This is a genomic window from Phenylobacterium sp. (assembly GCF_013911965.1).
Lineage (GTDB): Bacteria > Pseudomonadota > Alphaproteobacteria > Caulobacterales > Caulobacteraceae > Phenylobacterium.
In genome coordinates this window covers 224,888-243,741 of the sequence record NZ_JACESE010000001.1, presented here as the reverse complement: position 1 = coordinate 243,741, position 18,854 = coordinate 224,888, and the positions used below count along the sequence as shown (strand labels likewise).

The following is an 18,854-nucleotide window of genomic DNA, read 5'->3' as shown; positions in this document are numbered from 1 at the left end:
ATCGGCGGGCGGGAAGGCTTCCGCGGACTCTGTCCAATCCCCTACGGGCCGCGCGCGGATCGCCTCTATGGAGAACTGGCCGCCTCGCTCGCCTCACCGGCCGGCTGCGAGGCGGTGGTGGGGTTTTCAAGCGTCGCCGATCCGCCGCCGCCGCCCAGCCGCCCCGCCAGCATCAGGGCGATCAGCGCCGCCACCACCAGGGCCACGATGATGAAGACCGGCTTGCGCGCCCCCGGCTTGCTGTTCACGGGCGGGGCCGGCGTCTCGCGCACGGGGCCGTCCCCGACGCCAGGCGCGGAATCGGCGGCCAGGGTGCGGCTCTCGCGGGGCTTGGTCATGGAATGGCCTCCAGGGCGGTTGCGAACCGAGGAACGGGCGGCGGGGCCCCTCGGTTCGACTTGGCCGCAGATCACGCCGTCGTGAAAATTTTCGCCGAAGGCGGAAACCGACCGGCGCGCTCAACGGTTTGTGATGCCGGGGGCGCAGAGGAGACCGACATGAAAATCAAGGATCAACTGTTCGCCGCCGCCGCCGCGACCGCCCTGTGCGTCGCCCCGGCGGCCTTCGCCCAGAACGCCACGGCCGGCGCGGGCGTCACCGCCGAGACGCCGGCCGGCGCCGCCGGCGCCAGCGCCTTCAGCGACACTCAGATCAACGGCTTCGCCTCGGCGATGAACGACGTCCAGTCGCTGAACGACGAGTATGCGCCGCGGCTGGCGTCCGAGAGCGACGCGGCGGCCAAGGCCGAACTGCAGACCGAGATGAACAGCAAGATGACCGCCGCCGTCGAGGGCGCGGGCATCACGGCCCAGGAGTACAACCAGATCGCCGCGGCCGCCCAGACCGACGCGGCCCTCCGCAGCCGGATCGGCCAGGCCATGCAGGCCGACGCCGCGGCCGGCGCGGACGCCTCGGCGACGGCGGAGGCCGACGGCGGCTCCATGGGGGCGGGCGCCGAAACGGACATGGGCGCCGGCGCGGACGCCAATATGGAGTCCGAGGCTTCGGCGACCGAACCTCAGATCTAGCGCGCAGGCGCAGGAACGTGGCGAGGGCGCGGCCTCTTAGGGTCGCGCCCGTCGTCCTGGCCGCCGCTCAGTCCGCCGATCAGGCGGCTTCGGCGGAGGCCGCGCCCAGGGCCTGCTGCAGGGCGCGCAGCAGGTTTTCAGGCTTCATCGGCTTCTCGACGACGCCGATCATGCCCGCGGCCATATAGGCGGCGGCGTCCTCGGGATCGGCATTGGCCGTCAGGGCGATGATCGGGGTCGCTGCGGCGGGGCCGGGCAGCGCGCGGATGGCCCGCGTGGCCGCCACCCCGTCCATGCGCGGCATCTTGATGTCCATCAGGATCAGGTCGAAACGGCCCGACCTGGCGAGCTCCACCGCCTCGACCCCGTCGACGGCGGTCTCGGTGGTGCAGTCGAACATCTCGCACAGGGTCTCGGCGACCATGCGGTTGGTGGCGTTGTCGTCGACGATCAGGACGTGGGCGGCCTCCTCGGAGGCCGGCCCCGGCGCGGCCTCTTCTTCGGCCTGCGCGCAAGGAACGTTGACGGTGAAGACGGCCGTCTCGCCCGTCCCGGCATTGGCTTCGGTCCGCAGCGCCCCGTCCAGGGCCGACAGGATGCGCTTGCCGAGCGCCGCGCCGATCGCGGTTTCCAGGCCGAAACGGGAGTCGATGTCTTCGATGCTGCCCGAGAGGCTGCGATCCATCATCTCGCCGGCGCCGCGTACGCGGCCCTCCAGGCGGAGCGTCGTCTCGTCGGAATTGGAGACGGTCAGGGAGGCTTCCACCGCGCCGTGGCGGACGCCGGACATGGCCTGGCCGATGAAGCCGTCGAACACCTGGATCACGCGCGCGGCGTCCACCAGGCCCGCCGCATCGGGATCGCCCTCGTAGGACACCAGCAGGGTGACGCCGCTCTCGCGGGCGCGGCTGATCCAGCGCTCCTGGACCTCGTCCATGATTTCGCGGAGGTGGCGCGGCTGCGGCGACAGGTCGAGGCCTTCGGCGGAGATGCGCTTCAGATCCCGGCTGGCGTCCAGCAGTCGGGCCACGCAGGCGGCCGCCTCCTCCACGCCCGCGACGCAGGCTTGCGCATCGGCCGGAAGATGCTGCCGCGCCAGGCGTTCAGTCAGGGCGAGAACGCCCTCGATCTGGACGTGGATCTCTTCCGTGACACGCTCGAAGAAGAACTCGGACAGGGCCATACCAGTCGGACACCGTGCAGAAACTGAACCGAGCATGGCCGAAACCTTTTGCGGAGACGTTAAGCGGCCGAACGTCCGGGCCGATCGTCGCCGTCGGGCCCAAAGCTTCACCTTCACCTGGAGATTCCGCCGCCGCTTTTCTTGCGGCGCAGCAAAAGGCTGAAGCGGGCTCTTTTCCTTCCCCGGGCGGGCGCGCATATGGGGGCGATGACGGACACTTCACGTGACCAGCGCGCGCTCGTGCTCTTCTCGGGCGGACAGGACTCATCGGTCTGCCTGGCCTGGGCGCTCGCGCGCTACGACCATGTAGAGACGGTCGGGTTCGACTACGGCCAGCGCCACGCCGTGGAGATGGAGGCGCGTCAGGTGGTCCGCCGCGGGATCGTCGGCGTCGATCCGGCCTGGGGGTCCCGGCTGGGCGAAGACCATGTCCTCGACATGCGCGGCTTCGGCGCCATCGGCGAAACGGCGATGACCCAGGCGCGGGCCTTCGAGGTCACGGAGAAGGGCCTGCCGAACACCTTCGTGCCCGGCCGCAACCTCGTCTTCCTGACCTATGCGGCGGCGCTCGCCGACCGGCGCGGGCTGCGCGACCTCGTCGGGGGCATGTGCGAGACGGACTTCTCCGGTTATCCCGACTGCCGACGCGACACGCTCGACGCCCTGGAGACGAGCCTGAATCTCGGCATGGCCCAGGACTTCCGCATCCAGACGCCGCTGATGCGCCTGACCAAGGCGCAGACCTGGGCGCTCTCCAGGACGCTCGGAGGCGAGCGCCTGGTCGAGCTCATCCGGACGGAGAGCCACACCTGCTATCGCGGCGAACGCGGCGAGGCGCACGCCTGGGGCCACGGCTGCGGGGACTGTCCGGCTTGCGACCTGCGCGCCCGCGGGTGGAACGAATGGGACGCCGCCGGACGGCCGGCGCTGTCGCTTTGAGCTATTCGGTCAAGGAGATCTTCCTGACCCTCCAGGGCGAGGGCGGCCAGGCGGGGCAGGCGGCGGTCTTCTGCCGTTTCGCCGGCTGCAATCTCTGGAGCGGTCGCGAGCAGGACCGCGCCAAGGCGGTCTGCACCTTCTGCGACACCGACTTCGTGGGCATGGATGGTCCTGGCGGCGGCCGCTTCGCCACGCCTGACGAACTGGCCGACGCCGTCGCCGCGGCCTGGGGCCCCGGCCGGGAGAACCGCCTGGTGGTCTGCACCGGCGGCGAGCCGCTGCTCCAGCTCGACCCGCCTCTGATCGTCGCCCTGCATGAGCGTGGCTTCCGGATCGCCGTGGAGACCAACGGCACGCTGCCGGCGCCGGAGGGCGTCGACTGGATCTGCGTCAGTCCCAAGGCCGACGCCCCTCTGGCCCAGACCGCGGGCCAGGAGCTGAAGCTGGTCTTCCCTCAGGCGGGGGTCGATCCGCAGCGCTTCGCCGAGCTCGATTTCGAGCGCTTCTTCCTTCAGCCCATGGACGGACCCGACCGGGCGGCCAATACGGCGGCGGCGATCGCCTATTGCCTTGAACACCCCCGCTGGCGTTTAAGCGTCCAAACCCACAAGTATCTGGGCATTCCCTGACGGCGCAGGCCGCCGCGGCGGCCCGTCCTACGTCCCCATCGACATGACTTCGCAGATTTTCGAGATCACCAAGGTCGCGACCTTCGACGCGGCCCACTACCTGCCCGACGGGCCCAGCGACAGCCCCTACACACGGCTGCACGGACATTCGTTCCAGGTGGAGGCGACGGTCGCCGGCACGCCGCAGCCGCCGGTGGGCTGGGTCGCCGACCTGGCCGAACTGGACCGCGCCCTGCGCGAGGTGGCGCTGGAGCTGGACCATGGCCTGCTCAATGAGAAGCCCGGGCTGGACAGTCCGACGCTCGAGAACCTCTGCCTCTATTTCGCCGAGCGCCTGAAGGCCCGCTTTCCAGGGCTTTCGCGGATCAAGGTCTCGCGTCCGACCATCGGCGAGAGCTGCGCCTACAACCTCTAGCGATCCTCGTCGTCATCGCCGCCGGGGATGACGGCGCCGGCGGCCATGCCGACGCCTTTGGCGGTGACGCCCACCGCCGCGCCGGTCAGGCCGATGGCCGTGCCGGCGGTCGCCCCCACGACGGCGGCGACGCAGCCCCCCTGGCTGAGGGCGAGTCCGGCCACGAGAGCCAGCTTCAGAAGATTGCGCGTCATGTCGTGGTCCCCCGGAACATGGTTTCCAGGAGACGCCGAAATGGTCACCAAAAGATGGCGCTACTCGTCGATCGGGTGCGACAGAGCGATCGCGGCGTCTGTGCTGCGCCGCCAGGGCCCGGCGTAGGCGGGATCGGCGCGCCGGCGGCGATCAGGGCCGAAATAGTCGGCCGTCCGGATGAACGGCCGGGGGTGTTCGACGATGCGGGCGATGCGCTCCAACACGCCGCGCGCCGTCAGCGGCTTGGCCAGGAACTCGTTGACGCCCGCATCGCGCGCCTCGGCCACCCGGCGCATGGTCGAATGGCCGGTGATCATGATCACGGGGATCATCTGGTTGGGGCTGTCGGGCGAATTGCGCAGCAGGCGCACGAAGTCGATGCCGTCCAGCGGCTGCATCGACAGGTCGGTCATGACGATGTCGACCTGATGATTGCGCAGCATCTGCAGGCCCTGCGCGCCGTCCGCCGCCTCGTGGATGTGGACCACGCCGATCGCCCGCAGAATCTCCGTCAGGAGAACCCGCATGTGGTGATTGTCGTCCGCGATGAGGATCCGGATGAGGTCGTATCGCAAAGGGGAAGCCCGTCTTCCTCGGCGGTTCTGATGTCTTGCCCTACACCTGAAGCGGCGCGTCGGGGCGCTCATTTCAGGCATGTGCCCACGCCGGTCAATCGCAAAACCGCGTTTCCCCATCGTGACTTAAAGCGGCGGGACGGGGCCTCGTGTTGCCGTCGCCTTCAGTCCGTCCGCCCCGGCAGGCGGCGCGCCTCGCCCATCTGGGCCCGATGGCGCAGCCAGGAGTCGGCCAGGACGCAGGCGGTCATGGCCTCGACCACCGGCACGGCGCGGATGCCGACGCAGGGATCGTGGCGGCCCTTGGTCCTCAGCTCGATCTCCTCGCCGGCCTCGTTCAGGCTTCTGCGCGGCGTGAGGATGGAGGAGGTCGGCTTGAAGGCCACGCGCGCGTTCACCGGCTGGCCGGTGGAAATGCCGCCCAGCACGCCGCCGGCCTTGTTGGACAGGAAGACGGGCTGGCCGTCCTCGCCCATCCGCATCTCGTCGGCGTTCTCCTCGCCCGAAAGGGCGGCGGAGGCGAAGCCGGCGCCGATCTCCACGCCCTTGGCGGCGTTGATCGACATCAGGGCTGCGGCCAGCTCGGCGTCCAGCTTGCCATAGATGGGGGCGCCCCAGCCGGCGGGGACGCCGAGCGCCTCCACCTCGACGATGGCCCCGGTCGAGGAGCCGGCCTTGCGGACCTTCTCCAGGTGCTCTTCCCAGACGGCTACGGTTCCGGCGTCCGGGCACCAGAAGGGATTGTTGCGGGTCTCCTCCCAGTCGAACCGGTCGCGGTCGATCCCATGGGGGCCGATCTGGACGACGGCGGCGCGGATGGTCACCCCGGCCAGGACTTTGCGCGCGACGGCGCCGGCGGCCACGCGGGCGGCGGTTTCCCGGGCCGAAGCCCGGCCGCCGCCGCGATAGTCGCGCACGCCGTACTTGGCGAAATAGGCGTAGTCGGCATGGCCCGGGCGGAAGGCCTGGGCGATCTCGGAATAGTCGCGGCTGCGCTGGTCGACATTCTCGATCATCATCGAGATGGGCGTGCCGGTGGTCACCTGGCCGTTCGTCCGCTCGTCCTCGAACACGCCGGACAGGATGCGCACCGCATCCGGCTCCTGACGCTGAGTGACGAACTTGCCCTGTCCGGGGCGGCGCTGATCGAGGAAGGCCTGGACGTCCTCGGCGGTCAGCGGAATGCCCGCGGGGCAGCCGTCGACGACGCAGCCGAGGGCCGGGCCGTGGCTTTCGCCCCAGGTGGTGACGCGGAAGAGGTGGCCGAAGGTGTTGTGCGACATGACAGTCGCGCTCTTAGCGCATTTCGCCGCAGGCGCCACGCATCGCGCGCAGGCGCGGCCGCTCAGGCGGCCCAGGCGGCGGCGAAGCGTCGGAGCAGGGTCCGGGCGGCGCTGGAGGCGGTCTCCTCCACCGCCTGCAGCCGGACGAACAGATGACCCTGACGGTGGCGGCCGCGGGCGGGCAGCCCCTCCTCCGGCAGGCGGACGAGTCCTCGGGCGGCGGCCTTCTTGGTGATCCAGATCTCGCGCCAGCCGAGCGGCGTTTCCAGTCGTGTCCGGCCGCCCTGCTCCAGCAGACGGCGGTCGACTTCGAGCGTCAGCCAAAGGTCGTCGCCGCGGACCATCAGCTGGCCGTCCCCGCGGACGGTGATGCGCAGCACGATGTCTCCCACCCGCAGCCTGTCGCCCGTCCGCAGACCTGGCGGCGCCTTGATCCGCAGGCGCCGGCCCTCGGGGGTGCGGTGATCCACCTCTCCGCCGCGGAAGGCGATCAGGGGCGTGATGCAAAGCAGGTTCGGGTCGGCGGCCTCTCGCCGGGGCGGCTGGGCGACGGGCGGCTGGATGAACCGATCGCGCGCCGGGCGTTCGCGGCGGAGCAACTCGTAGGCGGCCACCATGCGATGGAAGGCCTCGGCGCTGCCGCCGGCGCGGTCGGGGTGAACGGTCTTGGCGGCCACGCGAAAGGCGCGGCGCAGCTCGGCCGGCGTGGCCTTGGCGCCGACGCCGAGCAGCTCGCGCGCCCGCCGCGCCGTCATGGCCTCATCCGCCCCGCTCATCGGCCGTTCCATAGGACGAGCGCGGTCAACGTCGCGTTAAGCGCCTGACGGCGGCGGGCGGGCGCGCTATGACGCAGCCATGTCCGAGACGCCCGACAAGAGCCTGATCCCCGCCTCGCCCAGCGAGGACGAATATGTGCGCCAGGTCACCCAGGCCGAGCCGCCGCCGCTGCTGTCCGAGGACGATCCCTTCGCCCTCTTCGCCGACTGGCTGAGGGAGGCCGGCGAGAAGGAGCCGAACGATCCCAACGCCATGGCGGTCGCCACCGCCGACGAGCACGGCCTGCCCGACGTGCGCATGGTCCTGCTGAAGGACGTCGATCCGGAGGGGTTCGTCTTCTACACCAACCTCGGCAGCGCCAAGGGCCGGCAGCTGGCGGCCAATCCGCAGGCGGCCCTGCTGTTCCACTGGAAGTCCCTGCGCCGCCAGGTGCGCGTGCGCGGGACGGTCTCGCCGGTGAGCGACGCCGAGGCCGACTCCTATTTCGCCACTCGCGCCCGCCCGGCCCAGCTGGGCGCCTGGGCCTCGGAGCAGTCGCGGCCGCTCCCGGACCGGCTGGCGCTGGAGAAGCGGATCGCCGAGGCGGGCCTGAAGTTCGGACTGGGCAAGGTGGCCCGGCCGCCCCACTGGTCGGGCTTCCGCATCAGGCCCCAGACCATCGAATTCTGGCGCGACCGGCCCTTCCGCCTGCACGAGCGGCTGGTCTTCCAGCGCGCCGAAGGCGGCTGGACCACCGAGCGGCTCTATCCGTGAAGGACGCCTGAGCCTTGACCGATCCCGAAGAGGCCGAGGTCGCAAGCTGGCTGGAGGCCCAGGCCGAGCGGCGCATCGACACCGCCTGCGCCCGCGTCTTCCTGGCGCCGGAGCGCGCCTACAAGATCAAGCGCCGGGTCGAGCTGGGCTATCTCGACTATTCCACGCTTGAGCTGCGGCGCTGGGCGCTCGACCGCGAGCTGCGGTTCAACCGCGCCGCGGCGCCCGACATCTATCGGGCCGTGCGGGCGATCACGCGCGCGGCCGACGGCGGGTTGGAGTTCGACGGCGCCGGCGAGGTGGTCGAGCACGTGCTGGAAATGCGCCGCTTCGACGAGACTGCCGTGCTCGCCGCCCGGCCCTGGGCGGTGGACGGCGAGCTCGCGGACCGGCTGGGGCGCGTCGTGGCCGGCTTCCACGCCGCCGCGCCTCTGCGGCCCGAGGGCGGCGGAGGCCGGGCCCTGAAATTCACCATCGACTCCAACGCCCACCTGCTGCGCGAACTGGCGCCGCGGCTGGGCCAGGAGCGCGTGGAGACGCTCGTCGCGGCCACGGACGCGGAGTTCTTCCGGCAGGCGGCCCTGCTGGACGCCCGCGCCGCCGGCGGCTTCGCCCGCCACTGCCACGGCGACCTGCACCTGGGGAACATCCTTCTGGAGGACGGGCGGCCGATCCTCTTCGACTGCATCGAGTTCAACGACACCCTGTCGGAGGTCGATGTCCAGTACGACATCGCCTTTCTGCTGATGGACCTGGACTTCCGCCGCCGGCGCGATGCGGCCGTGCGCGTGCTCTCGGCCTATCTCGACGAGACGGCGCGCAGCTTCGGGCCCGAGCTGTGGGATGGGCTGGCCGCCCTGCCGCTGATGCTGTCGGTGCGCGCCGCCGTGCGCACCCACGTCTGGGCCCATGTGGGCGATGACGAATCCGCCAGCGCCTATCTCGACGCCGCCCTGGCGCATCTCTCGCCGCCGCCGCCAAGGCTCGCCGCCGTCGGCGGGTTTTCGGGCACGGGGAAGTCGACCTTCGCCCGCCTCATCGCCCCGGGCCTGGGCGCCTCGCCCGGCGCGGTGATCCTGAGGACCGACGAGGTGCGCAAGCGCCTGGCCGGCGTGGCGCCGGACGAATCCCTGCCGCCGTCGGCCTACGGCGCCGACTTCTACGCCCAGGTCTACGACACCCTCTTCGCCGAGGCCGGCCAGGCCCTGGCCGCGGGCCGGGCCGTGGTGCTGGACGCCACCTTCATCTCGCCCGACACGCGCCGGCGGGCCGAGGACCTGGCGCGGAAGGCGGGCGCGCCGTTCGACGGCGTCTGGCTGACCGCGCCGGTCGAGGTGCTGGCGCAGCGGATCGGCGACCGCCGGGGCGACGCCTCCGACGCCACGGTCGACACCCTGCGCATGCAGGTCGAGCGCGGCGCCGGCGAGATCGACTGGACCGTCATCGACGCCTCCGGCCCGGCGGCCGAGGCCGCCGAGCGCTGGAGCCAGGACCGCCGCTAGGCCTCGGCGGTCGCCGGCGTCCGGGTCTTGCGGCGGGCGCGCACGGCGCCGGCCAGGGCGTCGAGGGCCTGCACGGTGTCGTCCCAGCCGATGCAGCCGTCGGTGATCGACTGGCCGTAGGTCAGCGGCTTGCCCGGCGCGAGGTCCTGGCGGCCGGCGACCAGATGGCTCTCGATCATCACCCCCATCACGCGGTCCTCGCCCGCGGCCATCCGCGCGCCGAGGTCGGCCAGCACCGCGGGCTGGTTCTCGGGTTTCTTGCGGCTGTTGGCGTGGCTCGCGTCGATCATCAGCCGGGGCGGCAGGCCCGCCTTCTCGATCAGGGCGCAGGCGGCGGCCACGCTGGCCGCGTCGTAGTTGGGCTCGGCCCCGCCCCGCAGCACCACATGGCAGTCGGCGTTGCCCGTCGTCGCGGCGATGGCCGAGCGGCCCTCCTTGGTCACGGCCAGGAAGTGGTGCGGCTGGCTGGCGGCGCGGACGGCGTCCACGGCGATCTGCACATTGCCGTCCGTGCCGTTCTTGAAGCCGACCGGGCAGGAGAGGCCCGAGGCCATTTCGCGGTGGATCTGGCTCTCCGTCGTCCGCGCGCCGATGGCGCCCCACGCGACCAGGTCGGCGATGTACTGCGGCGTCGTCACGTCCAGGAACTCGCAGGCCGCCGGCAGCTCCAGGTCGTTGATGTCGGCCAGGAGGCCGCGGGCGATGCGCAGGCCCTGGTCGATCTGGAACCCGCCGTCGAGGCCGGGGTCGTTGATCAGCCCCTTCCAGCCCACCGTGGTGCGCGGCTTCTCGAAGTAGACGCGCATCAGGATTTCGAGCTCGCCGGCATGGCGGCGGCGTTCCGCCACCAGCCGGTGGGCGTATTCCATGGCCGCGTCGGGATCGTGGATGGAACAGGGCCCCACCACCACCAGCAGGCGCTCGTCGCGGCCGTGGATGATGTCCTGGGCGGCCTTGCGTGCGGCGGTGACGGCGGCGGTGGCGCGCTCGGTGCGGGGGAGGGCGGCGATGATCTCGTCCGGCGGCGTCAGTGGCCTGATGGTGCTGATGCGCAGATCGTCGGTGGCGGCGGGGGTCGGCATGGCGGAGCTCCGGGAGGGCGTCCGGCGGCCAACAAAAAAGCCGCCGGTGGGCGGCGGCTGATGGTGGTCTGGTCTACGTCGGCATCACGTCAACAGAACCCCGTCCTCCGCCAGTGGCATCGGATAGCCGTAATACCAAAAGAGATAGGTGGCGGCGTTCGGGGTCATAACGGGGGTGAAATAACCCAGCGGAGCGGCCTTGTCACGCGCCTTGAGGCAAATCCTTGCTCGACCCGTCCCGCCGGCGCCGCGCGGCGGAGGGAGCGAGCCCTGCCGCCACCCGCCAGGGGCGACCGGCGTTGCCTAACCGCGGTCGCAAAACTAGCCTAGCGCCAAACCAAACACCGATAACCTTGGGAGACGCTCGGATGCTCGGCTTGATGCAGGACTGGCCGCTGACGGTCGACAAGATCCTCGACCACGCCAAGCAATGGCACGGCGATCGCGAGATCGTCACGCGCTCGGTCGAAGGGCCCATCGTCCGCACCACCTATGCCGAGGTGCATGAGCGGGCCAAGCGCCTGTCCAACGCCCTCCTGAAGCTGGGCATCAAGCCCGGCGACCGGGTGGCGACGCTCGCCTGGAACACCGCCCGCCACCTGGAGGCCTGGTACGGCATCATGGGCATCGGCGCGGTCTGCCACACGCTGAACCCCCGCCTGTTCCCCGAGCAGCTGGCCTACATCATCAACCACGCCGAAGACCGGATCATCTTCACCGACCTGACCTTCCTGCCGATTCTTGCGGCCCTGAAGGACAAGCTGCCGAACGTCGAGCGCTATGTGGTGATGACCGACGAGGCGCACATGGCCGACTGTCCGCTGGACGGCGCCCTGTGCTTCGAGACCCTGGTGGCCGAGGCCTCGCCCGACTGCGAATGGGGCGGCTTCGACGAGAACACCGCCGCGGGCCTCTGCTACACCTCGGGCACGACGGGCAATCCCAAGGGCGTGCTCTACTCGCACCGCTCCAACTTCCTGCACACGCTCACGACCATGGGGTCGGACGTGCTCGGCGTCGGCGCGGCCGACACCATCCTGCCGGTCGTGCCCATGTTCCACGCCAACGCCTGGGGCATCGCCTTCTCCGCGCCGGCGGTGGGGGCCAAGCTCGTCATGCCGGGCCCGAAGCTGGACGGCGCCTCGGTGCACGAGCTCCTGGAGACCGAGCAGGTCAACTTCTCGGCCGCCGTGCCGACGGTGTGGCAGATGCTGCTGCAGCACCTGCGGGAAACGGACGGGAAGCTGACGGCGCTGAAGAAGGTGGTGATCGGCGGCTCGGCCGTGCCGGAATCCATCGTCCGCGGCTTCCGCGACGAATTCGGCGTCGACGTCACCCACGCCTGGGGCATGACCGAGACCTCGCCGCTCGGCACCCAGGCGACGCCGAACCACAAGATCGCCCAGATGGATGAGGAGGCGCAGCTCCGCTACAAGCTCAAGCAGGGCCGCCCGCCGCTCGGCATCGAGATGAAGCTGGTCAACGACGCCGAGGAGCGCCTGCCCCACGACGGCGAGACCTTCGGCCGGCTGAAGGTCAAGGGCCCGTTCGTGGTCGGCGAGTACTTCAAGAGCGAGGGCGGCGAGATCCTCGATCCGGAAGGCTTCTTCGACACCGGCGACGTGGCCACCATCGACGAGCACGGCTTCATGCAGATCACCGACCGCGCCAAGGACGTGATCAAGTCCGGCGGCGAGTGGATCAGCTCCATCGAGATCGAAAACCTGGCCGCCGGCCATCCCAAGGCCGCGCTCGCCGCCGTGATCGGCGTGGAGCACCCCAAGTGGGACGAGCGGCCGCTGCTGCTGGTCAAGCTGCGCGAGGGCCAGACGGCGACCAAGGAGGAGTTCCTCCAGTTCCTCGAAGGCAAGATCGCCAAGTGGTGGATGCCCGACGACGTGGTCTTCGTGGACGACATCCCCCTGGGCGCCACGGGCAAGATCGACAAGAAGCTGATCCGCGAGCGGATGGCCGACTACCGCCTGCCGACCGCCGAGCCGGCGCCGGCCGCGCCCCTGGTCGCGGCGTCGCCCAAGCTCTATGCGCCGGAGCCTGAGCCTCAGGTTGAAGCCGAAGCCGCGCCGAGCGCCTCGGTCTGGACGCCGGCGCCGGGAAGCGGCGAACTCGCCAACGAGCGGAAGGAGTCCACTGGCTATGCCGGCGGCGAGGCGGCGGCTCCGGAACAGGAGGCCTCGGCGGACGCCCTCGGCCCTTTTCCCGATGAGCTGAAGGCGGAGCCGGCCGAATGGCCCGCCTATGAGCCTGTCCCGGAGACCCCGCCGCGCAACGACCCGCGCACCGAGGCCCTGGCCGACTCGCCGCTGTTCATCCCGGGCGGACCGTCTCGCGAACGGCCGGCGAAGAAGGGCTCGGCCCTGGCCGGCCTGTACATGGCGCTGGCCATCGCCCTGGCGCTCGCGCCTGCGGCCCTCTACGCGCTCGGCACGTTCGGATGGAGCTATGGGCTGGTGGAGGGCCAGGCGGCGCAGGCCGCGCTCGCCTGGGTTCCGCAGGTCGCCATGGCCAGCGCGCTCACCGGCGTGCTCGCCATCCTGGTCGCCGCGGTCGGGGGCTTCCGCCGCTACTGGGCGCCGGCGCTGACGGCGATCCTGATCAGCGTCGTCACCCTGGCCGTGCTGGCCGCCACCGGCGGTCTCGGCGTCTAGGCCGCCGGGCGGTAGGCGCTGTCGATCCCGGGCTCGCCGTCGGTCACCACCAGGCCGCGGCGGGTCAGGTCGATCATGTGGCCCAGGACCGAACGGGCCGCGGCCGGGTGCAGCCTCGGATCGACGTCGGCATAGAGCACCGGCACCATCTCCACGATCCTGGCGTAGCCGTCGGCGACGGCCTTCAGCACCTGCGCCTCGCGGGCGCGGCGGTGGGCGATATGGGCGTCGATGAAGGCGGTCACGTCGCGCACCGGCGGCCCGTGGGTGGGCCAGAGCACGTCGTAGCCGCCGGCCTTCACCTTCTCCAGGCTCTCCATGTAGTCGGTCATGTCGCCGTCGGGCGGGGTGATGACCGTCGTGGACCAGCCCATGATGTGATCGCCCGAGAAGAAGGCGTTCTCCTCCTTCAGGGCGAAGCAGATGTGGTTGGAGGTGTGGCCGGGCGTGGCCACCGCCTCCAGCGTCCAGTCGGGCCCTTTCAGCACCTGTCCGCCGCCGCACAGGCTCTCGTCGGGCGCGAAGCCGAAGTCGGCCCCGGCCTCGGTGCGGATCGTCGACTCCTCGGCCCGCATGCCGATGGCGCAGCCGTAGATCGCCGCCCCGGTGCGCGCCTTCAGCGGGCCGGCCAGCGGCGAGTGGTCGCTGTGATGGTGCGTGACCAGGATGTGGCTCACACGCTCGCCCGGCTGCAGGGCGGCCAGGATCGCCTCCAGGTGCTCGGGCTGATCGGGGCCCGGATCGATGACCGCCACCTCGCCATGACCGACGATGTAGGTGCCGGTGCCAGTGTAGGTGAACGGCCCCGGATTCTTGGCGATCACCCGCCGGATGAGGGGGGAGACCTGGTCGCAGCGGCCGTATTCGACGTCGATCTCGCGGACATAGGGGATCATCGGGGGATAACTCCGGCGGGACCGCCATTCCGGCGCCCTTGTTGCGCAGGCAGGGGCAAGACGGCGGAAAGGGTGTCGGTCATGATCGCGGATGCGGCCATCTTTGTCTCAAAACGGCTCCAGCGTGCGGCTTTCGCAGTCCTCTGTCTCATCGCCGCACAACTCGTCCTGGCGCTCGCCAGCTGCGAGGCCGAGCCTGCCGCCATGGCCGCCCGGGTTTCGCTGATGGAAGCGCTCTAGGCGAGGACGCCGGAGAGATCATAGCCCGCCTGGGCGCCCAGATCGATCAGCTCCTGCCGGCTGCGGGCGCCGGCCTGCGCCTGGCCCAGCGACCAGGTGACGATGCAGCGCGTGCCCGAACGGCAGAAGGCCAGGACCGGGCCGTCGGCGGCCTCGACCGTCTCACGAAGAGCCGCGACCTGTTCGGCGGTCGGACCGCCCCGGACGGGGATGGCGACATAGCCGAGACCCGCCGCCTTCGCCGCCGCCTCGATCTCGGCGCCGGACGGCTGGGCCGGGTCCTCGCCATCGGGGCGGTTGTTGACGATGAGCACGAAGCCCTGCGCCGCGGCGGCGGCGACATCGGCCGGCGCGATCTGCGGGCTGACGGAAAACTGGTCGGTCACACGGCGGAAATCGGTCATGGGCTCCCTTGAGGTCACGCAGGCCATTCGGCTTCGTTTGACATCATCGGGGCGCGATGGAAGTTTCGCAACGCCCGGCCACAGGCCCGCGGCGGAAGCGGAAGACCACCCACCCACATGTTGCGTTTCATAGGCCGACGCCTGCTCATCGCGATCCCGACCCTGTTCCTGGTCGTCACGGTCGCCTTTTTCATGATGCGGGCGGCGCCCGGCAGCCCCTTCGACAGCGACCGTAAGCTCTCGCCCGAGATCGAGGCCAACGTCATGGCCAAGTACGGCATGGACCGGCCGCTGCACGAGCAGTACGTCAACTATATCGGCGGGGTCCTGCAGGGCGATCTGGGCCCCTCGCTGAAATACAAGGACAAGTCGGTTCTCCAGATCCTGCAGGAGAACTACCGCGTCAGCCTGACGCTCGGCCTCTCGGCGATCGTGCTGGCCTCCATCATCGGGGTCAGCCTGGGCGTGCTCGCCGCCCTGCGACAGAACCAGACCACCGACTATGTGGTCATGACCGTCGCCATACTGGGGGTGTGCATACCCACCTTCGTGACCGCGCCCGTGCTGGTGCTGGTCATCGCCTCCAAGCTCGGCTGGCTGCCCAGCGCCGGCTGGAACGGCGGGGCCCTGCCCAATCTCGTCCTGCCGATCGTGGTGCTGACCCTGCCGCAGGTGGCCATCATCTCGCGCCTGACGCGGGCCGGCATGATCGAGGTGCTGCGTTCGAACTACATCCGCACCGCCAGAGCCAAGGGCCTGCCGGAAAACCGCATCGTCCGCCGCCACGCCCTGCAGGCGGCGATCCTGCCGCTGGTCAGCTATCTCGGCCCCGCCGCCGCCGGCCTGATCACCGGCTCCCTGGTGGTGGAGAAGATCTTCAACCTGCCGGGCTTGGGCAAGTTCTTCGTCATCAGCGCCCTGCAGCGGGACTACACCGTCGTCATGGGCATGGTGATCTTCTATGCCGGCCTCATCCTTCTCCTGAACCTGATCGCCGACCTGCTGCACGCGGTCCTCGATCCCCGCGTGAGGCTCGCATGACCGGCGCCATCCTGACGCCCGGCTCGCGCGCCGGGGCCGAGACCATGGAGAAGGCCGCCCGCGGCCGCAGCCTGTGGGACGATGCGCGCCGGCGCCTGTTCCGCAACCGCGCCGCCGTCGGGGGCATGATCGTCCTGGCCGTGCTGGTGCTCGCCGCCATTGTCGGGCCGTATCTGACGCCGTTCCGCTATGATGAGATCAACAAGGCCGACGTCTGGGCGCCGCCGCTGACCGCCGGCCATCTGCTCGGCGCCGACTCCCTGGGTCGGGACCTGCTGGCGCGCCTCCTCATGGGCCTGCGCGTCTCGCTCGCCATCGGCCTGGTCGCCACCAGCGTGTCGCTGATCATCGGCGTCGCCTGGGGCGCCGTCGCCGGCTATGTGGGCGGGCGCGTGGACGAGATCATGATGCGCGTCGTCGACGTCCTCTACTCGCTGCCCTTCATCTTCTTCGTCATCCTGCTGATGGTGACCTTCGGGTCGAACATCATCCTGATCTTCGTCGCCATCGGCGCAGTCGAATGGCTGACCATGTCGCGGATCGTGCGCGGCCAGACCCTGTCGCTGAAGCACAAGGAGTTCGTCGAGGCCGCCCGCGCCGCGGGCCTCGGCGGCGGCGGCATCATCGCCCGCCACATCATCCCCAACCTGCTGGGGCCGGTGGTGGTCTATGTGACGCTCACCATTCCGGCGGTCATCCTGGCCGAGAGCTTCCTCTCGTTCCTCGGCCTGGGCGTCCAGCCGCCCATGGCCTCGCTCGGCACGCTGATCGCCAACGGGGCGCAGGATATGGAGCTGGCCTGGTGGCTGCTGGTCTTCCCGTCGCTGACCATGGTGGTCACGCTGATGAGCTTCAACTTCATCGGCGACGGCCTGCGCGACGCCATCGACCCCAAGGACCGATAGCGCCGCCGGCCCCGGCCTACTGGACCCGGCGGGCGCGGACCGCCCGCTGGTCGTCCACGTTCATGAAGTAGCTGCCCAGAGAGGCCTTGCGGATCTCGATCTTGGAGCCGGCGCGCGGGCGGCGGCCGATACGTTCGGAATCGATCTGCTGCCAGACCGCTCCGTCCTCCAGCTCCACGACCCACTTGCCCTGCGAGGTCTGGTAGGCGCGCTTGGCCACGCCGGTGACATTGTCGATCTCCTCCGGCGTCGCGCCGCGCTCGAAGATGGCGATGGAGGGCAGGGAGAAGCCGAACGCCTGCTGGCGAACGGCGCGCGCCTGCTCGCGGTCCACCACCACCACGTCGCCCTTGGCCTCGGCCTGGTCGAGCACGCCGGCGGCGCGGTCGTAGCAGGCGAGCCGCGCGGCGTCCTCGGCCACGTTCCGGCAGTCGAGCAGGTTCTGCAGGACGGTCGCCCGCGCCGGCGTCTCCTGGGCGGCAGCCGCGCCCGCCAGGGCCAGACCCGCCGCCGCAGCCGCCAGTCCGAGCCTTGCTCCTGGCCAAAAACCTGTCATCGGTTCCCCCATGATGTTCACCTCGCGCATTGAAGAGGTCCGCCGCGCGCGGCGCAATCTCTTCTCGCCCGCCGCCGTCGTCGTCACCGCCGCGCTCGCCGCCGGCGCCCTCGCCCTGACCGCTTGCGCGCCGCGGGCGCCGGCGCGCCCGGACTGTCCCGAGGGCGAGGTCTGCCTGCTTCTCGGCAACGGCTCGGAAGCGGCCACCCTGGACCCGCACAAGGCCACCGGCACCTGGGAGAGCCGTATCCTGTCGGACGCCTTCATGGGGCTGACCCAGGACGATCCCTCCGGCAAGGCGATCCCGGGCATGGCCGAGAGCTGGGAGGTCAGCGACGACGGCCTCGTCTGGACCTTCCATCTGCGAGACGCGGTCTGGTCGGACGGGGTTCCCGTCACCGCCGACGACTTCGTCTTCTCCCTGCGCCGGATCCTGCTGCCGGAGACGGCCTCGGAATACGCCTCTCTGCTCTACTTCATCGAAGGGGCCCAGGCGCTGAACGAGGGCGACGCCGCCCCCGAGGCGCTCGGCGTGCGCGCCGTCGACGACAGGACGCTGGAAATCCAGCTGGTCCACCCCGCGCCGTACCTGCCGGAGGTGGCCAAGCACCAGACCATGTTCCCGGTGCCCAAGCACGTGGTCGAGAAGCTGGGCGAAGCCTGGGTGCGGCCGGAGAACATCGTCTCCAACGGCCCCTATGTGATCACCGAGTGGCGCCTGGGCGACTACATCAAGCTGGTGAAGAATCCCCGGTTCTTCGAGGCCGAGACCGTCTGCGTGGACCAGGTCTACTATTATCCGACCACCGATGCGGCGAGCGCCGAGCGGCGGATCCGGCGGGGCGAACTCGATATCAACTTCGACATCCAGTCGAACCGGATCGGCTTCCTGCGGGAGGAGATCCCGGAGTACATCCACACCCACACCTATCTCGGCGTCACCTATCTGGCGTTCAACTCCAACGTCCCGGCCCTGCAGGACGCCCGCGTCCGTCAGGCGCTGACCATGACGATCGACCGCAAGTTCATCACCGAGAAGCTTCTGCGCGGCGGGCAGCAGCCGGCCTACACCTTCGTGCCGCCCGGCGTGGCCAACTACGAGTCGCCCGAGCCGCCGGAATGGGCCGACTGGCCGCTCGAGCGGCGCAAGGAAGAGGCGCGCCGCCTGCTGGCGCAGGCCGGTTACGGGCCGGACAACCCGCTGCGGCTGGAGATCAAGCACCGCAATTCGCCCGATCCCGTGCTGTTCATGCCGGTGGTGCAGGCCGACTGGAAGGATATCGGCGTCGACCTGGCGCTGGCGCAGAACGAGACCCAGATCGCCTACGCCGCCTATCGGGCGCGGGACTTCGAGGTCGCCGACGCGGCCTGGGTCGCCGACTACAACGACGCCATGAGCTTCCTCTATCTGAACCACTCGAGCACGGGCTCGCAGAACTACGGCGACTACAAGAACCCGGCCTATGACGAGCTCCTGCGCAAGGCCGACAACGAGCCCGATCCGGAGATTCGCGCCGGCTATCTGGCCCAGGCCGAGCGGATCGTGCTGCACGACGCGCCGATCGCGCCTGTCTATTTTTACGTCAACAAGGCGCTTGTGAGCCCCAAGATCACCGGATGGGTTGACAACATAATCGACCACCACCGGACGCGATATTTGTGCGTGAAGGGGGAGTCTGGCGCCTCAGAGGGCATAAATTGATCGCGCCTTGCCGGAGTCGCGGCGTGTCTGTGTCCAGAATGTGACACGTAGCCGTCGAAAACATTGCTGCTTGTTAATGCCCG

The 18,854-nt window shown here is 70.2% G+C and carries 21 protein-coding genes; 11 read left to right on the top strand and 10 right to left on the bottom strand.

Features of this window, described 5'->3' with window-relative positions; all coding sequences use genetic code 11:
- Nucleotides 1-65: 65 nt before the first annotated feature.
- Nucleotides 66-338: a hypothetical protein gene (locus tag H2041_RS01155; protein WP_293408545.1), complete on the bottom strand. Its 273-nt coding sequence runs from the start codon at nt 336-338 to the stop codon at nt 66-68.
- Nucleotides 339-497: 159 nt separating this feature from the next.
- Between H2041_RS01155 and H2041_RS01150 the strand changes: the two genes are divergently transcribed.
- On the top strand, nt 498-1,028 hold the full coding sequence (locus tag H2041_RS01150; protein WP_293408543.1) for a DUF4168 domain-containing protein: 531 nt from the start codon (nt 498-500) through the stop codon (nt 1,026-1,028).
- Nucleotides 1,029-1,107: 79 nt separating this feature from the next.
- On the opposite strand, the gene H2041_RS01145 is transcribed toward H2041_RS01150, so the two are convergent.
- Nucleotides 1,108-2,211 (bottom strand): response regulator, encoded by a 1,104-nt coding sequence (locus tag H2041_RS01145; protein ID WP_293408541.1) that lies wholly within the window; start codon nt 2,209-2,211, stop codon nt 1,108-1,110.
- A gap of 207 nt (nt 2,212-2,418) precedes the next feature.
- Here H2041_RS01145 and queC point away from each other — a divergent pair, with 207 nt between their 5' ends.
- From queC to H2041_RS01130, 3 genes are read left to right on the top strand one after another with little or no spacing between them, the layout of a single operon-like run.
- A complete protein-coding gene (gene queC / locus H2041_RS01140; RefSeq protein WP_293408539.1) occupies nt 2,419-3,150 on the top strand; it encodes a 7-cyano-7-deazaguanine synthase QueC in 732 nt (243 codons plus the stop codon).
- Nucleotides 3,147-3,779 carry a 7-carboxy-7-deazaguanine synthase gene (gene queE, locus H2041_RS01135; protein ID WP_293408537.1) on the top strand — a complete coding sequence of 211 codons (633 nt, stop codon included), beginning with the start codon at nt 3,147-3,149 and terminating at the stop codon, nt 3,777-3,779. Before queC ends, queE begins: the two co-directional genes overlap by 4 nt.
- A 43-nt stretch (nt 3,780-3,822) precedes the next feature.
- Nucleotides 3,823-4,194: a 6-carboxytetrahydropterin synthase gene (locus H2041_RS01130; protein WP_293408535.1), complete on the top strand. Its 372-nt coding sequence runs from the start codon at nt 3,823-3,825 to the stop codon at nt 4,192-4,194.
- Here H2041_RS01130 and H2041_RS01125 read toward each other — a convergent pair.
- The 4 genes from H2041_RS01125 to H2041_RS01110 form a co-directional block, all read right to left on the bottom strand.
- Complete coding sequence (locus H2041_RS01125) at nt 4,191-4,388, bottom strand: hypothetical protein (RefSeq protein WP_293408533.1); 198 nt, start codon at nt 4,386-4,388, stop codon at nt 4,191-4,193. The genes H2041_RS01130 and H2041_RS01125 overlap by 4 nt on opposite strands.
- A 60-nt stretch (nt 4,389-4,448) precedes the next feature.
- Nucleotides 4,449-4,964, bottom strand: a complete 516-nt coding sequence (locus H2041_RS01120; protein WP_293408531.1) for a response regulator — start codon at nt 4,962-4,964, stop codon at nt 4,449-4,451.
- 164 nt (nt 4,965-5,128) lie between these two features.
- Complete coding sequence (gene aroC, locus H2041_RS01115; protein ID WP_293408528.1) at nt 5,129-6,247, bottom strand: chorismate synthase; 1,119 nt, start codon at nt 6,245-6,247, stop codon at nt 5,129-5,131.
- 62 nt (nt 6,248-6,309) lie between these two features.
- Nucleotides 6,310-7,023 carry a DnaJ C-terminal domain-containing protein gene (locus H2041_RS01110; protein ID WP_293408526.1) on the bottom strand — a complete coding sequence of 238 codons (714 nt, stop codon included), beginning with the start codon at nt 7,021-7,023 and terminating at the stop codon, nt 6,310-6,312.
- Between the two features lie 79 nt (nt 7,024-7,102).
- Between H2041_RS01110 and pdxH the strand changes: the two genes are divergently transcribed.
- Together pdxH and H2041_RS01100 are read left to right on the top strand one after the other, a co-directional pair.
- A complete protein-coding gene (gene pdxH, locus H2041_RS01105) occupies nt 7,103-7,777 on the top strand; it encodes a pyridoxamine 5'-phosphate oxidase (protein ID WP_293408524.1) in 675 nt (224 codons plus the stop codon).
- A gap of 14 nt (nt 7,778-7,791) precedes the next feature.
- A complete protein-coding gene (locus tag H2041_RS01100) occupies nt 7,792-9,279 on the top strand; it encodes a bifunctional aminoglycoside phosphotransferase/ATP-binding protein (protein WP_293408522.1) in 1,488 nt (495 codons plus the stop codon).
- Here the strand turns inward: H2041_RS01100 and H2041_RS01095 are convergent.
- Nucleotides 9,276-10,361, bottom strand: coding sequence for a 3-deoxy-7-phosphoheptulonate synthase (locus H2041_RS01095; protein ID WP_293408520.1), 1,086 nt, complete (start codon nt 10,359-10,361; stop codon nt 9,276-9,278). The genes H2041_RS01100 and H2041_RS01095 overlap by 4 nt on opposite strands.
- 368 nt (nt 10,362-10,729) lie before the next feature.
- Between H2041_RS01095 and H2041_RS01090 the strand changes: the two genes are divergently transcribed.
- Nucleotides 10,730-13,027, top strand: coding sequence for a long-chain-fatty-acid--CoA ligase (locus H2041_RS01090; RefSeq protein WP_293408518.1), 2,298 nt, complete (start codon nt 10,730-10,732; stop codon nt 13,025-13,027).
- Here H2041_RS01090 and H2041_RS01085 read toward each other — a convergent pair.
- Nucleotides 13,024-13,923: an MBL fold metallo-hydrolase gene (locus H2041_RS01085; protein ID WP_293408516.1), complete on the bottom strand. Its 900-nt coding sequence runs from the start codon at nt 13,921-13,923 to the stop codon at nt 13,024-13,026. The genes H2041_RS01090 and H2041_RS01085 overlap by 4 nt on opposite strands.
- Nucleotides 13,924-14,004: 81 nt before the next feature.
- Between H2041_RS01085 and H2041_RS01080 the strand changes: the two genes are divergently transcribed.
- Entirely contained in the window at nt 14,005-14,163 is a 159-nt protein-coding gene (locus tag H2041_RS01080; RefSeq protein WP_293408514.1) for a hypothetical protein, read from the top strand.
- On the opposite strand, the gene H2041_RS01075 is transcribed toward H2041_RS01080, so the two are convergent.
- A complete protein-coding gene (locus H2041_RS01075; protein WP_293408512.1) occupies nt 14,160-14,567 on the bottom strand; it encodes a TIGR01244 family sulfur transferase in 408 nt (135 codons plus the stop codon). The two genes, H2041_RS01080 and H2041_RS01075, sit on opposite strands and share 4 nt — an antisense overlap.
- A gap of 117 nt (nt 14,568-14,684) precedes the next feature.
- Between H2041_RS01075 and oppB the strand changes: the two genes are divergently transcribed.
- Nucleotides 14,685-15,608 (top strand): oligopeptide ABC transporter permease OppB, encoded by a 924-nt coding sequence (oppB, locus tag H2041_RS01070; protein ID WP_293408510.1) that lies wholly within the window; start codon nt 14,685-14,687, stop codon nt 15,606-15,608.
- Nucleotides 15,605-16,513 carry an ABC transporter permease gene (locus H2041_RS01065; RefSeq protein ID WP_293408508.1) on the top strand — a complete coding sequence of 303 codons (909 nt, stop codon included), beginning with the start codon at nt 15,605-15,607 and terminating at the stop codon, nt 16,511-16,513. The genes oppB and H2041_RS01065 overlap by 4 nt, the downstream gene beginning before the upstream one ends.
- Before the next feature lie 16 nt (nt 16,514-16,529).
- Here H2041_RS01065 and H2041_RS01060 read toward each other — a convergent pair whose 3' ends face one another.
- Entirely contained in the window at nt 16,530-17,069 is a 540-nt protein-coding gene (locus tag H2041_RS01060; protein ID WP_293408506.1) for a hypothetical protein, read from the bottom strand.
- Between the two features lie 10 nt (nt 17,070-17,079).
- Here H2041_RS01060 and H2041_RS01055 point away from each other — a divergent pair, with 10 nt between their 5' ends.
- Nucleotides 17,080-18,771 (top strand): peptide ABC transporter substrate-binding protein, encoded by a 1,692-nt coding sequence (locus H2041_RS01055; protein ID WP_293408504.1) that lies wholly within the window; start codon nt 17,080-17,082, stop codon nt 18,769-18,771.
- Nucleotides 18,772-18,854 lie beyond the last annotated feature (83 nt).

Excerpts from the sequence above, each read along its gene's own strand:
- H2041_RS01055 (WP_293408504.1), top strand. The coding sequence starts at position 17,080 with ATGATGTTCACCTCGCGCATTGAAGAGGTCCGCCGCGCGCGGCGCAAT.
- H2041_RS01125 (WP_293408533.1), bottom strand. The coding sequence starts at position 4,388 with ATGACGCGCAATCTTCTGAAGCTGGCTCTCGTGGCCGGACTCGCCCTC.
- H2041_RS01130 (WP_293408535.1), top strand. The coding sequence starts at position 3,823 with ATGACTTCGCAGATTTTCGAGATCACCAAGGTCGCGACCTTCGACGCG.
- oppB (WP_293408510.1), top strand. The coding sequence starts at position 14,685 with ATGTTGCGTTTCATAGGCCGACGCCTGCTCATCGCGATCCCGACCCTG.
- pdxH (WP_293408524.1), top strand. The coding sequence starts at position 7,103 with ATGTCCGAGACGCCCGACAAGAGCCTGATCCCCGCCTCGCCCAGCGAG.
- aroC (WP_293408528.1), bottom strand. The coding sequence starts at position 6,247 with ATGTCGCACAACACCTTCGGCCACCTCTTCCGCGTCACCACCTGGGGC.
- H2041_RS01080 (WP_293408514.1), top strand. The coding sequence starts at position 14,005 with ATGATCGCGGATGCGGCCATCTTTGTCTCAAAACGGCTCCAGCGTGCG.
- H2041_RS01085 (WP_293408516.1), bottom strand. The coding sequence starts at position 13,923 with ATGATCCCCTATGTCCGCGAGATCGACGTCGAATACGGCCGCTGCGAC.
- H2041_RS01110 (WP_293408526.1), bottom strand. The coding sequence starts at position 7,023 with ATGAGCGGGGCGGATGAGGCCATGACGGCGCGGCGGGCGCGCGAGCTG.
- H2041_RS01095 (WP_293408520.1), bottom strand. The coding sequence starts at position 10,361 with ATGCCGACCCCCGCCGCCACCGACGATCTGCGCATCAGCACCATCAGG.
- H2041_RS01155 (WP_293408545.1), bottom strand. The coding sequence starts at position 338 with ATGACCAAGCCCCGCGAGAGCCGCACCCTGGCCGCCGATTCCGCGCCT.
- H2041_RS01075 (WP_293408512.1), bottom strand. The coding sequence starts at position 14,567 with ATGACCGATTTCCGCCGTGTGACCGACCAGTTTTCCGTCAGCCCGCAG.
- H2041_RS01060 (WP_293408506.1), bottom strand. The coding sequence starts at position 17,069 with ATGACAGGTTTTTGGCCAGGAGCAAGGCTCGGACTGGCGGCTGCGGCG.
- queC (WP_293408539.1), top strand. The coding sequence starts at position 2,419 with ATGACGGACACTTCACGTGACCAGCGCGCGCTCGTGCTCTTCTCGGGC.
- H2041_RS01150 (WP_293408543.1), top strand. The coding sequence starts at position 498 with ATGAAAATCAAGGATCAACTGTTCGCCGCCGCCGCCGCGACCGCCCTG.
- H2041_RS01145 (WP_293408541.1), bottom strand. The coding sequence starts at position 2,211 with ATGGCCCTGTCCGAGTTCTTCTTCGAGCGTGTCACGGAAGAGATCCAC.
- H2041_RS01090 (WP_293408518.1), top strand. The coding sequence starts at position 10,730 with ATGCTCGGCTTGATGCAGGACTGGCCGCTGACGGTCGACAAGATCCTC.
- H2041_RS01065 (WP_293408508.1), top strand. The coding sequence starts at position 15,605 with ATGACCGGCGCCATCCTGACGCCCGGCTCGCGCGCCGGGGCCGAGACC.